The organism is Phycicoccus sp. Soil748 (assembly GCF_001428025.1).
Taxonomy (GTDB): Bacteria; Actinomycetota; Actinomycetes; order Actinomycetales; family Dermatophilaceae; genus Pedococcus.
The window spans coordinates 1-14,923 of sequence record NZ_LMSC01000009.1 but is presented as its reverse complement, the minus strand read 5'-3'; the positions used below and the strand labels follow the sequence as shown (position 1 = coordinate 14,923).

The window sequence follows — 14,923 nt, the reverse complement described above, 5'->3', positions numbered from 1 at the left end:
GGGCGATGGTGTACCTCGGCGGTGGGCAACCGCTACCGTGGCCGGACCAAGGGGAGGGGACACGATGACGGGGACGACGCGACCGACGGTGGAGCACCGGGTGGAGGCTGCCGGGGAGCAGCCTGACTACTCGGGACGTGAGTTCAGCCCTGAGGAGGTCGAGGCAGGGGCGCACCGGGACTTCATCGGAGGAGTCTGGGACAGCCACGGCCAGCGCCAGCTGGACTACCAGGTGGGGCGTGGGCTCCAGCCGCACCACCGGGTGCTGGACATCGGGTGCGGGCCGTTCCGGGCCGGGCGGCACTTCGTCGACTACCTGGAGCCGGGCCACTACTACGGCATCGACGCCAACCGCTCCCTCATCCAGGCCGGCTACGACGTCGAGCTCTCGGACGCCCAGCGCGACCGCCTGCCCGTGACGAACCTGCGCGCCAACGACCGCTTCGACGGCGACTTCGGGGTGCTCGTCGACGTCGCCATGGCCCAGTCGGTCTTCACGCACGTCTCGCTCAACCACATCAGGCTCTGCCTGCACCGGACCGCCAAGGTGGTCCGGCCCGGTGGGTCGTTCTACGCGACCTTCTTCGAGCGTCCCGCCACGACCCCCGTGGACACGATCATCCCGTCCAAGAAGGGCAAGCCGTTCTTCACGGAGAAGAACGTCTTCTGGTACTACCGCGACGACCTCGCGTGGGCTGCGTCGTTCGGTCCCTGGGAGTACCGCTACATCGGCGAGTGGGGGCACCCCGCGCACCAGAAGATGGCCCAGTTCGTCCGGCTCACCGACGCGGAGGCGGCCCGGCGCGCCCGAGCGGCGCAGGCGGGGCAGGCCTCGGCGCTCGGGCCCCAGGTCAAGCGGTTCGTACGGCGTGGCCGGCGCTGGGCCGCCCGTCACCTCGACCCGGGCTGAGCCGCGGACGCCGCGGACGCCGCGGGCGTCGCGGGGTCGCGCGCCCCCCGCTGAATACTTTTGTCATGCCGTGTATAGTCATGCGTCATGGTGCGAGTGGCAGTGGCGGGTGCGAGTGGCTACGCGGGCGGGGAGGTCCTCCGGCTGCTCCTGGCCCACCCGAACGTCGAGATCGGTGCCGTCACCGCGGCCTCGAGCGCCGGACAGCTGCTCGGCGCAGTGCACCCGCACCTGACCACGCTGGGGTCGCGCGTGCTCGAGGAGACGACGCCGCAGACCCTGGCCGGGCACGACGTCGTGTTCCTCGCCCTGCCCCACGGCCACTCGGGCGCGCTGGTCGCCGAGCTCGACGACCAGGTCGTGGTCGTCGACTGCGGCGCGGACTTCCGGCTGCGTGACGCGACCGCCTGGGAGGCCTTCTACGACACCCCCCACGCCGGCACCTGGGCCTACGGCCTGCCCGAGCTGCCCGTCGGTGGCGGCGGCCGGCAGCGCACGGCGATCCAGGGCCAGACCAGGGTCGCGGTGCCCGGCTGCTACCCGACCGCCGTGTCCCTCGCCCTGGCCCCCGGCTTCGCGGCCGGCCTGCTCGGCAGGGACGGCGTGGTCGTCGTCGCCGCCTCCGGCACCTCCGGGGCGGGCAAGGCGCTCAAGCCCCACCTGCTCGGGGCGGAGGTCATGGGTGCCATGTCGCCGTACGGCGTCGGCGGCACCCACCGGCACACCCCCGAGATCGAGCAGAACCTCACCGCCGCCGCGGGGGAGCCGGTCGCGGTGTCCTTCACCCCGACGCTCGCGCCGATGCCCCGGGGCATCCTCGCGACCTGTACCGCGCCGCTCGCGGAGGGCGTGGACCCCACCGCCGTCCGCGCGGCCTGGGAGGACGCGTATGCCGACGAGCCGTTCGTCCACCTGCTGCCGCTGGGGACGTGGCCGTCCACGGGCAGCGTCCTCGGCAGCAACCTCGTGCACCTCCAGGTCACCGTCGACGAGCGCGTCGGCAGGGTCGTGGTCGTGGCCGCGGTCGACAACCTCACCAAGGGCACGGCGGGCGCGGCGGTGCAGTGCATGAACCTCGTGCTGGGGCTGCCCGAGACGACCGGCCTGCCCGTGGCGGGGGTGGCGCCGTGAGCCTGCCGCTGCACCTGATGAGGCACGACCAGGACGTCGCGTTCGTGCGCCTGCCGGCAGGGGAGGAGCCGACGTGGGACTGGCGCACCGGCCCCCTGGCCTCCATCACCTACACCGACAGCGAGACCTCGCTCGTCGCCGCCTTCGACACGCTGCCCGACGGTGTGCGCCGCCAGGGCCCGCTCACGGCGTTCGAGATCGCCGGGCCGCTCGACTTCACCATGGTGGGTGTGCTCTCCGGGTTGCTGGAACCGTTGGCGCGCAAGGGGATCAGCATCCTGGCGCTGTCGACCTACGACACCGACTGGATCCTCGTCGACAGCGAGCGCGCCGACGACGCGGCCGACACCTGGCGGCGGGGCGGCAACACCGTCGCCCCGGCGCGGCTGACCGGAGGTGCGTCATGAGCGTCACCGCGGCCAAGGGGTTCCGCGCCGCCGGGGTGGCCGCCGGGCTCAAGAGCACCGGCGCGCCAGACCTGGCCCTGGTCGTCAACGACGGGCCGGACCACCGCGCTGCCGCCGTCTTCACGAGCAACCGCGTCGAGGCCGCGCCCGTGACGTGGTCGCGCCAGGCCTGCCTCGACGGCCGGGTCGACGCGGTCGTCCTCAACTCCGGGGGCGCCAACGCCTGCACCGGGCCCCAGGGCTTCGCCGACACCCATGCCACCGCCGAGCGCGTCGCCGAAGTCCTGGGTGTGGCGTCCCACGACGTCGCCGTCTGCTCCACCGGCCTCATCGGCGAGCTGTTGCCCATGGACAAGGTCCTGGCCGGCGTCGACGCCGCCGCCGGCGCGCTGGGCCCCGACGGCGGGGAGGCGGCTGCGGTCGCCATACGCACCACCGACACGGTCCACAAGCAGGCCGTGGCCCACCGCGACGGCTGGACCGTCGGCGGCATGGCCAAGGGCGCGGGCATGCTCGCACCGGCGCTGGCCACGATGCTCGTGGTCGTCACCACCGACGCGGTGGTCGGCGAGGGCGTCCTCGACGGCGTCCTGCGGGAGGCCACGGCGACGACCTTCGACCGGGTCGACTCCGACGGGTGCCAGTCGACCAACGACACCGTCCTCCTGCTCGCCTCCGGCGCCTCGGGCGTCGCCCCTGGCCCGGACGAGCTGGCTGCCGCGGTGACGCAGGTCTGTGCCGACCTGGCGCGACAGCTCGTCGCCGACGCCGAGGGCGCCCACCACGACATCGCCATCGAGGTGATCGGCGCCGCCAGCGAGGCCGACGCCCTCGAGGTGGCCCGCGCGGTCGCGCGCAACAACCTGTTCAAGTGCGCGGTGTTCGGCAACGACCCCAACTGGGGCCGCGTCCTCGCAGCGGTCGGCACGACGTCGGCGCAGTTCGACCCCCACGCCCTGGACGTCTCCATGAACGGTGTGCAGGTGTGCCGGTCCGGGGGAGTGGGCGAGGACCGGTCGCTGGTCGACCTCACGTCCCGCGAGGTGCACGTCGTCGTCGACCTGCACGCGGGCACCGAGGCCGCGACCATCTGGACCAACGACCTCACCCACGACTACGTCCACGAGAACTCGGCCTACTCGAGCTGAAGGAAGCCATGCCCCCGTCCCCGAGCACCATCCGCGGCCACATCGGCGCCGCGGCCCTGCGCGTCGCCCAGGGCAAGGCGCAGACCCTGGTCGAGGCCCTGCCGTGGCTCGAGCGGTTCCGCGGGGCCCTGGTCGTCGTCAAGTACGGCGGCAACGCCATGGTCGACGACACCCTGAAGGCCGCGTTCGCCCAGGACGTGGCGTTCCTGCGCTACGCCGGCCTGCGCCCCGTCGTGGTCCACGGCGGCGGCCCCCAGATCGCGTCGATGCTCGACCGCCTCGGGCTACGCAGCGAGTTCGTCTCCGGGCTGCGGGTGACGACCCCGGAGGTGATGGACGTCGTCCGCATGGTGCTCACCGGCCAGGTCGGTCGTGAGCTCGTCGGCCTCCTCAACCAGCACGGCCCCGTCGCCGTAGGGCTGTCAGGAGAGGACGCCGGGCTGTTCGGCGCCCGACGCCGTGGCACGGTCGTCGACGGCGAGGACGTCGACCTCGGGCTCGTGGGCGACGTCGTCACGGTCGACCCCGGCGCGGTCCAGGACATCCTCGACGCCGGGCGCATCCCCGTGGTCTCCACCGTCGCACCGGACCTCGACGTCGACGGCCAGGTGCTCAACATCAACGCCGACACCGCGGCTGCTGCACTCGCGGTGGCCCTGGGCGCGCACAAGCTCGTCATGCTCACCGACGTCGAGGGCATCTACGCCGCGTGGCCCGACCCGGACTCGCTGCTGTCGTCGCTACCCGTCAGCGAGGCCCGGGACCTGCTCGACCGCGTCGACGCCGGCATGATCCCCAAGCTCGAGGCGTGCATCCGCGCCGTCGACCAGGGCGTGCCACAGGCGCACGTCATCGACGGCCGGCAGCCGCACTCGCTGCTCCTGGAGGTCTTCACCTCCGAGGGCATCGGCACCATGGTCGTCCCCGACGAGCCCAACCCCAGCGAGACGGAAGGCGGCCAGTGACCGTGACCCACAACGACGAGCTCCTCGCCCGCTACGAGAACTCGGTCCTGGGCGTCTTCGGCCGCCCACCGCTGGTGCTGTCCCACGGCGAGGGCTGCTGGGTCTGGGACGTCGACGGGCGCCGCTACCTCGACCTGGTGGGCGGCATCGCCGTCAACGCCCTGGGCCACGGCCACCCGGCCCTGGTCAGTGCCGTCAGCAAGCAGGCCGGCGAGGCCATCCACATCTCCAACCTGTTCACCTCACCGGCCCAGATCGCCCTGGCCGAGCGGCTCCTCGGCATCGCCGAGGCCCCCGAGGGCTCCCGGGTCTTCTTCGCCAACTCGGGCGCCGAGGCCATCGAGGCCGCCATCAAGCTGAGCCGGCGCACCGGCCGTCCGGGCATCGTCGCTGCGGAGGGCGCCTTCCACGGGCGCACCACTGGGGCGCTGGCCCTCACCCACAAGGCGGCCTACCGCGAGCCGTTCGCCCCGCTCATGCCCGGCGTCTCCCACGTCCCGTACGGCGACGAGGAGGCCCTGCGCGCTGCCGTGGGACCGGACACCGGTGCTGTCGTCCTCGAGCCCGTCCAGGGCGAGGCGGGCGTGCTCGACGCTGGCGCTGCCTACCTGCGCCTGGCCCGGGAGCTCACCTCGGCGGCGGGTGCCCTGCTGGTCCTGGACGAGATCCAGACGGGTATCGGGCGCACCGGCACGTGGTTCGCGTTCCAGCAGGCGGGCGTGGTGCCCGATGCCATCACGGTGGCCAAGGGGCTCGGCGGGGGTGTGCCGATCGGGGCGCTCGTGACGTTCGGACCCGCGGTCTCCGGACTGCTCACCGCCGGCCAGCACGGCTCCACCTTCGGGGGCAACCCGCTCGCGGCCGCGGCCGGGCTCGCCGTCATCGACACCGTCGAGGCGGAGGGGCTGCTCAGCCATGCCGCGCGGGCAGGGGAGCACCTCGTCGAGGCCGTGACGGCGCTGGGCCACCCGCTCGTCGCCGGGGTGCGAGGCCGTGGGCTGCTCCGCGCGATCACCTTCACCGCGCCCGTGGCCGCCCAACTCGCTGCCGCCGCCCGTGACGCGGGGTTCATCGTCAATCCCGTCGCGCCCGACGCGCTGCGGCTCGCCCCGCCGCTCGTCGTCACCCTCGACCAGCTCGACACGTTCGTCGCCGCCCTGCCTGCCCTGCTCGACGCCGCCACCGCCCCGGAGGAGAACCCGTGACCCGCCACTTCCTGCGCGACGACGACCTGACCGCCGAGGAGCAGGCCCTGGTCCTGCAGCGCGCGCTGGAGCTCAAGGCGGCGCCGTTCTCCCGCCGCCCCCTGGAGGGTCCCCGGACCGTCTCGGTGGTCTTCGACAAGCCCACCCTGCGCACGCAGGTGTCGTTCGCCGGCGCCATCAGCCAGCTCGGCGGCCTGCCGCTGGTCGTCGACGGCAACCTGGCCCAGATCGGCACCCGGGAGTCCATCGCCGACGTCGCCCGCGTCCTCGGCCCGCAGTCGGCCGCGATCGTGTGGCGCACCCACGGCCAGGACCGCATCGAGGAGATGGCCCGGTACGCCGGTGTCCCCGTCGTCAACGCCCTCACCGACGAGTTCCACCCCTGCCAGATCCTCGCCGACCTGCTCACCGTCCTCGAGCACAAGGGCAGCCTAAAGGGCCTGACGCTCGCCTACGTCGGCGACGGGGCCAACAACATGGCGCACTCCTACCTGCTGGGCTGCGCCCTGGCCGGCATGCACGTGCGCATCGGCACGCCGCCGAGCCACCAGCCCGACGCCGCGATCCTCGCCAGGGCGCAGGAGATCGCCGCCGAGCAGGGCGGGTCGGCCACCGTGCACGCCGACGCGGCGCAGGCCGTGGCCGGCGCCGACGCGGTCGTCACGGACACCTGGGTCTCGATGGGCATGGAGGAGCAGAAGGGCGACCGGCAGGGCGCCGACAGCCCCTTCGTCCCCTATGCCGTGACCGAGGAGCTGATGGCCGGCGCCGACGCCGACGCGCTGTTCCTGCACTGCCTCCCGGCCTACCGGGGCTTCGAGGTGGTCTCCGCGGTGATCGACGGGCCGCAGTCGGTGGTCTGGGACGAGGCCGAGAACCGGCTGCACGCCCAGAAGGCCCTGCTGTCCTTCCTCCTCGAGGGGCCCGCGTGACCATCGCCGCCACCCGCACCGGTCGCCAGCGCCGCATCGTCGAGCTGCTCGGCCGCCACGAGGTGCGTTCGCAGGGCGACCTGCTCGGCCTCCTCGCCCAGGACGGCATCGAGGTCACCCAGGCCACGCTCTCGCGCGACCTGCTCGACCTCGGCGCCGTCAAGGTGCGGTCGGGGCGCGCGCTCGTGTACGCCGTGCCGGGAGAGGGCGGCGACCGCACCGCGCGCCCGGCCCCCGACGGCGGTGAGGTGAGTGCCCGGCTGCGACGGGTGTGCGAGGAGCTGCTCGTGACGGCCGAGCCGTCGCACAACCTCGTGGTCCTGCGCACGCCCCCCGGGGCGGCGAGCTTCCTCGCCTCGGCGCTCGACCACACCACCCTGCCGGGGGTGCTCGGCACCATCGCCGGCGACGACACCATCATGGTGATCACCACCGGTGCGCCGGCGAGCAGGAGCACCGCGGCGACCCTGTTGGCGCTCGCCAGCGACTGACGCGGGACGCCCGCCCCCGCGTCGCACCACCCCGTACACCGGCGGCCGCCCCCCCAGCAGCCGCCCAGCAGGACACCACCCCGCCCCTCCCGCCACACCACCCAGGAGCACCCGTGAGCCCCGTCACCGAGCACACCCCCGACCCCGGCACGACGCCGTCCGAGTCCCGGGTCAGCCTGTGGGGCGGTCGCTTCGCCGGGGGGCCGGCGGACGCGCTCGCGGCGCTGAGCCGGTCCACGCACTTCGACTGGAGGCTCGCGCCGTACGACATCGCGGGCTCGCGCGCCCACGCCCGGGTGCTGCACGCAGCCGGCCTGCTCGATGAGGCCACGCTCGCGGAGATGCTCGAGGGGCTGGCGCAGCTCCTCGCGGACGTCGAGTCCGGTGCCTTCGCGCCGGGCGAGGACGACGAGGACGTGCACACCGCCCTGGAGCGGGGCCTGATCGAGCGTGCCGGGGCCGACGTGGGAGGCCGCCTGCGCGCCGGGCGGTCCCGCAACGACCAGGTCGCCACGCTCTTCCGCATGTACCTGCGCGACCACGCCCGCGTGGTCGCGGCGCTGGTGCTCGACGTCGTCGACGCCCTGGTGTCGCAGGCGGCACGCCACGAAGGGGTCGCGATGCCCGGACGCACCCACCTCCAGCACGCCCAGCCCGTCCTGCTCGGCCACCACCTGCTCGCCCACGCCTGGGCGCTGCTGCGCGACGTCCAGCGCCTGAAGGACTGGGACGTCCGGGCTGCGGTCTCGCCCTACGGTTCGGGCGCGCTCGCTGGCTCCTCGTTGGGCCTGGACCCCGAGGCGGTCGCCTCCGACCTCGGCTTCACGACGTCGGTGGAGAACTCGATCGACGGCACGGCGTCGCGGGACTTCGTGGCCGAGCTGGCCTTCGTCGCCGCGATGACCGCGGTCGACGTCTCCCGGCTGGCCGAGGAGGTCGTGCTCTGGGCGACCAAGGAGTTCTCCTTCGTCAGGCTCGACGACGCCTACTCCACGGGGTCGAGCATCATGCCGCAGAAGAAGAACCCCGACGTGGCCGAGCTCGCGCGCGGCAAGGCCGGCCGGCTGGTGGGTGACCTCGCGGGTCTGCTGACCACGCTCAAGGCGCTGCCGCTGGCCTACAACCGCGACCTCCAGGAGGACAAGGAGCCGGTCTTCGACGCCGTCGACACCCTCGAGCTCCTGCTGCCCGCCTTCAGCGGGATGGTCGAGACCATGGAGTTCGACACCGAGCGGCTGGCCTCCCTGGCGCCGCAGGGGTTCTCGCTCGCGACCGACGTCGCCGAGTGGCTCGTGCGCGAGGGGGTGCCTTTCCGCGTCGCCCACGAGGTGGCCGGCGCCTGCGTGCGCGAGTGCGAGGAGCGGGGTATCGAGCTCTGGGACCTCACGGACGCGGACCTTTCCGCCATCTCGGAGCACCTGACCCCCGGCGTCCGCGACGTGCTCAGCGTCGAGGGTTCCCTCGCCTCACGGGACGCCAAGGGCGGCACGGCACCGGCCCGGGTCGCCGAGCAGCTGGGGCGGGTGCGCGAGGCGGTCGCCTCGGCCCGCGCCTGGGCGGCGGCGCCCATCGCGGTCCGCTGACCGAGCGGTCGGCCGAAACAGCCGGCCGAAGCAGCGGTCCCCAGAAACGCGTTCGGCGGAGTGCCACGAATTCGGGCTGCCTTCGCGCTAGGTTCGGTGACGTGGGTCACAGTCGACCCGCCTCGACCTCCGCGACAAGGACGGTGCCATGGGTGTCAGCGACGACCTCACAGCAGCTGCGGGTCACGTGGCCGGACTCCGACGGGCGGTGACCGCGCTCACCAAGGAGCTCGGCAACACCCTCGACCTCCAACGGCTGCGCGACGACGTCGTCCGCCTCGCCGACGACGTCGACCTCGTGGCCCGGGGTGCCGGTGTCGGCTCCCAGGACCGCGCCGGGGGCCCCGGCGAGATCGTGTTCATCCCCGACGAGGACTACGACCCGGCGCTCTGGTCGGACGCCGAGGACGAGGGCGTCGGTCCGTCCCGGGGCCGCTGAGGTGTCGAACGCCCCCTTCAGCGGAGGCGTCCACGCCCCCGGCCGGGCCAGGATCGCTGCACGCACGCTCCGTGAGGACCGGTGGTGGCTGCAGCCCTTCCTCACCTTCGTCTGCTTCAGCGCGTGGCTGCTCTACGGCCTGGTCCGCGCCAGCCTCCAGAAGGACTACTTCGTCGCCGACTACGGCTACCTCACGCCCTTCTACTCGCCGTGCCTGTCCACGTCGTGCGAGCCCGGGTCCGCCCACTTCGGGACGCCGTTCGGTGAGTGGCCGGCGCTGATCCCGTTCGCGGCCCTGACGCTGCCGTTCCTGCTGCTGTTCCGGCTGACGTGCTACTACTACCGCAAGGCCTACTACCGCTCGTTCTGGATGAGCCCGCCGGCCTGCGCGGTCCCGGAGGCGCACCGCGACTACTCCGGTGAGACGCGCTTCCCGCTCATCATGCAGAACCTCCACCGCTACTTCTTCTACGCCGCGGTGCTCATCAGCCTCATCAACACCTACGACGTGTTGCACGCCTTCCGGGGCAAGGACGGCGGTTTCGGACTCGGCCTCGGCACGCTGATCCTGCTCGCCAACGTCGTCCTCCTCTGGTGCTACACGCTCGGGTGCCACTCCTGCCGCAACATCGTCGGGGGCCGGCTCAACCACTTCAGCAAGCACCCGCTGCGCTACAAGGCGTGGGGCCTGGTGGGCAGGCTGAACGCCCGGCACATGACGTTCGCGTGGGTGACCCTCGGCAGCCTCGTCGTCACCGACGCCTACATCGCCCTGGTCTCCGCCGGGACGATCTCCGACCTGCGGATCATCAACTAGGGAGCGCGTGTGACCGACGCCGAACGTCCACAGGGCCGCGAGGGCCTCGACGCCGAGAGCCCCGAGCGGCACGAGTACGACGTGATCGTCATCGGTGCGGGTGGGGCCGGCCTGCGGGCGGCGATCGAGGCGCGCGAGCAGGGGCTGCGCACCGCCGTCATCTGCAAGAGCCTGTTCGGCAAGGCGCACACGGTCATGGCCGAGGGCGGCATCGCCGCGTCGATGGGCAACGCCAACGCCAAGGACAGCTGGCAGGTCCACTTCCGCGACACCCTGCGCGGCGGCAAGTTCCTCAACAACCCGCGCATGGCCGAGCTGCACGCCAAGGAGGCGCCGCAGCGGGTGTGGGAGCTCGAGACCTACGGTGCGCTGTTCGACCGCACCAAGGACGGCCGCATCAGCCAGCGCAACTTCGGCGGCCACGAGTACCCGCGGCTGGCCCACGTCGGCGACCGCACCGGCCTGGAGCTGATCCGCACCCTGCAGCAGAAGATCGTCAGCCTGCAGCAGCAGGACCGCCGCGAGACCGGCGACTACGAGTCCCGCCTGCGGGTGTTCGCCGAGCTCACCGTCACCGACATCCTCAAGGACGCCTCGGGCGCGGTGTCGGGCGCCGTCGGCTACTGGCGCGAGACGGGACGGTTCGTCCACTTCTCGGCGCCGGCGATCGTCCTGGCCACCGGGGGGATCGGCAAGTCCTTCAAGGTCACCAGCAACTCCTGGGAGTACACCGGCGACGGCCACGCCCTGGCCCTTCGCGCCGGCGCGGCCCTGATCAACATGGAGTTCATCCAGTTCCACCCCACCGGCATGGTCTGGCCCCCGTCGGTCAAGGGGATCCTCGTCACCGAGTCGGTGCGTGGCGACGGGGGAGTGCTGCGCAACTCCGACGGCAAGCGCTTCATGTTCGACTACGTCCCCGACGTGTTCCGGGGCCAGTACGCCGACTCCGAGGAGGAGGCCGACCGCTGGTACGAGGACCCGGAGAACAACAAGCGACCGCCCGAGCTGCTGCCCCGGGACGAGGTCGCCCGGGCGATCAACAGCGAGGTGAAGGAGGGCCGCGGATCACCCCACGGCGGTGTCTTCCTCGACGTCTCGACGCGGCTGCCGGCCGAGGAGATCATCCGCCGGCTGCCCTCGATGCACCACCAGTTCAAGGAGCTCGCCGACGTCGACATCACGGCCGAGCCGATGGAGGTGGGGCCCACGTGCCACTACGTCATGGGTGGCGTGGAGGTCGACGCCGACACGGCGGCCACGGCGGTGCCCGGGCTCTACGCCGCGGGCGAGGTGGCTGGTGGCATGCACGGCTCCAACCGCCTGGGTGGCAACAGCCTGTCGGACCTGCTGGTGTTCGGTCGACGCGCGGGACTTGGCGCCGCGGAATACGTTGCGGGGCTTGGTGGCTCGCGTCCGTCGACGAGTGAGGCCGACGTCCTGGCCGCGCTGGAGACGGCGCTGGCGCCCTACCGCGAGGCGGACGAGAACCCGTACGCGCTGCACAGCGAGATGCAGCAGAAGATGAACGACCTCGTCGGGATCATCCGCCGGGAGGGCGAGGTCCGCGAGGCCCTCGAGGTGCTCGACGAGCTGGACGAGCGGGCGAAGAACGTTGGTGTGCAAGGGGGACGCGCGTTCAACCCCGGGTGGCACCTCGCGCTCGACCTGCGCAACATGCTGGCCGTCTGCCGCTGCGTGGCGATGGCGGCCCTGGAGCGGACCGAGTCCCGTGGCGGCCACACCCGCGAGGACTTCCCGGGCATGGACCCGAAGTGGCGTGGCGTCAACCTCGTGTGCACCCTCGAGGGCGACGGGGGGATCGCCCTGCGGCACCAGCCGGTGCCGGAGATCCGGCAGGACCTGCTCGAGCTCTTCGAGCGCACCGAGCTGGCCAAGTACCTCACCGAGGGCGAGCTGGCCCGCCGCGACGGTCCGGGTGCAGCGCAGCAGAGCGACGACGGGAGCGGGGCATGAGCTACGACGCGAGGTTCAAGGTGTGGCGTGGCGACGCCGACGGCGGTGGCCTGCAGGACTACACCGTCGAGGTCAACGAGGGGGAGGTCGTCCTCGACATCATCCACCGGCTCCAGGCCACGCAGGCCCCCGACCTCGCGGTCCGGTGGAACTGCAAGGCGGGCAAGTGCGGCTCGTGCAGCGCCGAGGTCAACGGTCGGCCGCGCCTGCTGTGCATGACGCGGATGAGCACCTTCGAGGAGAGCCAGACCATCACGGTGACGCCGCTGCGCACGTTCCCCGTGCAGCGCGACCTTGTCACCGACGTGTCCTTCAACTACCAGAAGGCCCGTGAGGTGCAGGCGTTCACGCCGCCGGAGGACCTGCAGCCCGGCGACTACCGGATGCAGCAGGTCGACGTGCAGCGCAGCCAGGAGTTCCGCAAGTGCATCGAGTGCTTCCTGTGCCAGGACGTCTGCCACGTGGTGCGCGACCACGAGGACAACAAGCAGGCCTTCGCCGGGCCCCGGTTCCTCATGCGGGTCGCCGAGCTCGACATGCACCCGCTCGACACCGCTGACCGGCGGCCGGCCGCGCGTGAGCAGCACGGCCTCGGCTACTGCAACATCACCAAGTGCTGCACCGAGGTCTGCCCCGAGCACATCAAGATCACCGACAACGCCCTGATCCCCCTGAAGGAGCGCGTCGTGGACCGTCACTACGATCCCGTGGTGTGGCTCGGCTCCAAGATCCGCCGGCGCAAGGACTGAGCGAGGTCCTGCGCGGCGAACGGCTGCCGCGGTCGTTCTTCGCCCGCGACGTCCTCACCGTCGCCCGGGAGCTGCTCGGTGCCACGGTCTCCCACGCCGGTGTGCGCATCCGGCTCACCGAGGTGGAGGCGTACGCGGGGCAGGCCGACCCCGGGTCGCACGCCTTCCGCGGCCCCACCCCGCGCACCGAGGTGATGTTCGGTCCCGCGGGTCACCTCTACGTCTACTTCACCTACGGCATGCACTGGTGCGCCAACGTCGTGTGCGGCACCGAGGGCAGCGCCAGCGCGGTCCTGCTGCGGGCCGGCGAGGTGGTCGAGGGGGAGGACGTCGCCGCTGCGCGGCGTGAGGGGGTACGCCGCCGCGACTGGGCGCGCGGGCCGGCTCGGCTCGCCACGACGCTGGGCGTCGACGGCGCGCTCACCGGTGCCGACGCCTGCGTGCCAGGGTCGGTCGTGGCGTTCCACGCCCCCGCGGCGGGAGCCGGGACCGGTGAGGTGCACACCGGCCCGCGGGTCGGTGTCGCAGGGGCCGGAGGCGACGCCCTGGCGCACCCGTGGAGGTTCTGGCTCGCCGACGAGCCCACCGTCTCGGTGTACCGGCCCGCGAAACCCCGTCCACGGCGCGGACCGTCATAGGGCAGGCTGTGCCCGTGCGCGCGGTCCCGCGAGGCACGACGACCGGACAAGGAGAACCCACACCGTGAGCGACATCCTCGACGAGCTGCAGTGGCGAGGGCTGGTGGCGCAGACCACCGACGAGTCCGCGCTGCGCCAGGCACTCGCCGACGGGCCGATCACGGCGTATTGCGGCTTCGACCCCACGGCTCCGTCGCTGCACTTCGGCAACCTCGTGCAGCTGGTCGTCATGCGGCACCTGCAACGAGCGGGCCACCGCATCATCTGCCTCGTGGGTGGCTCCACGGGACTGATCGGCGACCCGCGCCCGTCCTCGGAGCGGGTCCTGAAGACCAAGGAGCAGACGGCCCAGTGGGTCGCCGGCATCCAGGAGCAGGTGCGTCCCTTCCTCGACTTCGAGGGCGACAACGCCGCCATCATGGTCAACAACCTCGACTGGACGGCGCCGATGTCGGCGCTGGACTTCCTGCGCGACATCGGCAAGCACTTCCGGGTCAACCAGATGGTCAAGAAGGACGCTGTCGCCGCGCGGCTGAACAGCGACGAGGGCATCTCCTACACCGAGTTCAGCTACCAGATCCTCCAAGGCCTGGACTACCTACAGCTCTACCGCGACTACGGCTGCACGCTGCAGACCGGTGGGCAGGACCAGTGGGGCAACCTCACCGCCGGTTCCGACCTGATCCACCGGGTGGAGGGGAGGTCGGTGCACCTGCTGACGACCCCGCTCATCACCGACGCGTCGGGCACCAAGTTCGGCAAGAGCGAGGGCAACGCCATCTGGCTCAACGCCGAGATGACCAGCCCGTACGCCTGGTACCAGTACTGGATCAACGTCGAGGACGCCTCCGTCGTCAAGCTGCTCAAGGTCTTCACCGATCGCAGCGCCGACGACATCGCCCGGCTCGAGCAGTCGCTGGAGGAGAAGCCGTTCCTGCGTGAGGCACAGAAGGCGCTGGCCGCCGACGTGACGACGCTCGTGCACGGTGCCGAGGCGACGGCCGCGGTCCAGGCGGCGTCCGAGGCCCTGTTCGGCAAGGGTGACGTCACCGCGCTGGACGCCCGCACCCTCGGCGACGCCACCGGGGAGCTGCCCGGGGGAGCGGTGTCCGTCGGGATGTCGGTGACCGATGCGCTCGTCGCCGTCGGCCTGGTCGACTCCCGCAACGCCGCGCGCCGGGCGATCGGCGACGGCGGGGCCTCGCTCAACAACGTCAAGCTGTCCGACCCCGAGCGGGTGCTCGAGGAGGACGACTTCCTGCACGGGTCGGTCGCCCTGCTGCGGCGTGGGCGCAAGTCCCTGGCGGCCGGGCGCAGGGTGGCTGAAGAGGCCGCAGCCCGCTGACCTGCGGATTTGTCTTTCGCGTCGAGTCCCGTCTAATGTTCTCGACGTCAGCCCGACAGGGAGGAACGGACACCACCGCGGTCACCACCGCGAAGAAGGCCGGTCCCGGGGCTGAACCCCACATGCAGTACAGTTCTTCTCCGGCGCGCTTCGGTGCGCCGCACAGCAAGAGCGTGGGGGCTTTCC

General features: G+C 72.2%; 15 protein-coding genes. All 15 read left to right on the top strand.

Features of this window, described 5'->3' with window-relative positions; genetic code table 11:
• The first annotated feature begins 64 nt into the window (after positions 1-64).
• The 15 genes from ASG70_RS14030 (at position 65) to tyrS (ending at position 14,737) form a co-directional block, all read left to right on the top strand.
• Positions 65-910 carry a class I SAM-dependent methyltransferase gene (locus tag ASG70_RS14030; protein WP_056884491.1) on the top strand — a complete coding sequence of 282 codons (846 nt, stop codon included), beginning with the start codon at positions 65-67 and terminating at the stop codon, positions 908-910.
• Positions 911-997: 87 nt separating this feature from the next.
• Positions 998-2,041 carry an N-acetyl-gamma-glutamyl-phosphate reductase gene (argC, locus tag ASG70_RS14025; RefSeq protein ID WP_056884490.1) on the top strand — a complete coding sequence of 348 codons (1,044 nt, stop codon included), beginning with the start codon at positions 998-1,000 and terminating at the stop codon, positions 2,039-2,041.
• On the top strand, positions 2,038-2,448 hold the full coding sequence (locus ASG70_RS14020; protein ID WP_235531510.1) for an ACT domain-containing protein: 411 nt from the start codon (positions 2,038-2,040) through the stop codon (positions 2,446-2,448). Before argC ends, ASG70_RS14020 begins: the two co-directional genes overlap by 4 nt.
• The gene (argJ, locus tag ASG70_RS14015; RefSeq protein ID WP_056884489.1) at positions 2,445-3,596 is read left to right on the top strand and encodes a bifunctional glutamate N-acetyltransferase/amino-acid acetyltransferase ArgJ; all 1,152 of its coding nucleotides are present in this window, start codon (positions 2,445-2,447) and stop codon (positions 3,594-3,596) included. The genes ASG70_RS14020 and argJ overlap by 4 nt, the downstream gene beginning before the upstream one ends.
• A gap of 8 nt (positions 3,597-3,604) precedes the next feature.
• Positions 3,605-4,561, top strand: coding sequence for an acetylglutamate kinase (argB, locus tag ASG70_RS14010; protein WP_056884488.1), 957 nt, complete (start codon positions 3,605-3,607; stop codon positions 4,559-4,561).
• Positions 4,562-4,563: 2 nt separating this feature from the next.
• On the top strand, positions 4,564-5,766 hold the full coding sequence (locus tag ASG70_RS14005) for an acetylornithine transaminase (protein ID WP_056884809.1): 1,203 nt from the start codon (positions 4,564-4,566) through the stop codon (positions 5,764-5,766).
• The gene (gene argF, locus ASG70_RS14000) at positions 5,763-6,698 is read left to right on the top strand and encodes an ornithine carbamoyltransferase (protein WP_056884487.1); all 936 of its coding nucleotides are present in this window, start codon (positions 5,763-5,765) and stop codon (positions 6,696-6,698) included. Before ASG70_RS14005 ends, argF begins: the two co-directional genes overlap by 4 nt.
• A complete protein-coding gene (locus ASG70_RS13995) occupies positions 6,695-7,189 on the top strand; it encodes a hypothetical protein (protein WP_056884486.1) in 495 nt (164 codons plus the stop codon). The genes argF and ASG70_RS13995 overlap by 4 nt, the downstream gene beginning before the upstream one ends.
• 113 nt (positions 7,190-7,302) lie before the next feature.
• Positions 7,303-8,772, top strand: coding sequence for an argininosuccinate lyase (gene argH / locus ASG70_RS13990; RefSeq protein WP_056884485.1), 1,470 nt, complete (start codon positions 7,303-7,305; stop codon positions 8,770-8,772).
• Positions 8,773-8,920: 148 nt separating this feature from the next.
• Positions 8,921-9,211 (top strand): hypothetical protein, encoded by a 291-nt coding sequence (locus ASG70_RS13985; RefSeq protein WP_056884484.1) that lies wholly within the window; start codon positions 8,921-8,923, stop codon positions 9,209-9,211.
• Between the two features lies 1 nt (position 9,212).
• Positions 9,213-10,028, top strand: a complete 816-nt coding sequence (locus ASG70_RS13980) for a hypothetical protein (RefSeq protein WP_056884483.1) — start codon at positions 9,213-9,215, stop codon at positions 10,026-10,028.
• Between the two features lie 9 nt (positions 10,029-10,037).
• Positions 10,038-12,005, top strand: a complete 1,968-nt coding sequence (locus ASG70_RS13975; protein ID WP_056884482.1) for a fumarate reductase/succinate dehydrogenase flavoprotein subunit — start codon at positions 10,038-10,040, stop codon at positions 12,003-12,005.
• The gene (locus ASG70_RS13970; RefSeq protein ID WP_056884481.1) at positions 12,002-12,754 is read left to right on the top strand and encodes a succinate dehydrogenase/fumarate reductase iron-sulfur subunit; all 753 of its coding nucleotides are present in this window, start codon (positions 12,002-12,004) and stop codon (positions 12,752-12,754) included. The genes ASG70_RS13975 and ASG70_RS13970 overlap by 4 nt, the downstream gene beginning before the upstream one ends.
• Positions 12,718-13,392: a DNA-3-methyladenine glycosylase gene (locus tag ASG70_RS13965; protein ID WP_235531509.1), complete on the top strand. Its 675-nt coding sequence runs from the start codon at positions 12,718-12,720 to the stop codon at positions 13,390-13,392. The genes ASG70_RS13970 and ASG70_RS13965 overlap by 37 nt, the downstream gene beginning before the upstream one ends.
• Positions 13,393-13,456: 64 nt before the next feature.
• Positions 13,457-14,737, top strand: a complete 1,281-nt coding sequence (gene tyrS / locus ASG70_RS13960) for a tyrosine--tRNA ligase (RefSeq protein WP_056884480.1) — start codon at positions 13,457-13,459, stop codon at positions 14,735-14,737.
• Positions 14,738-14,923 lie beyond the last annotated feature (186 nt).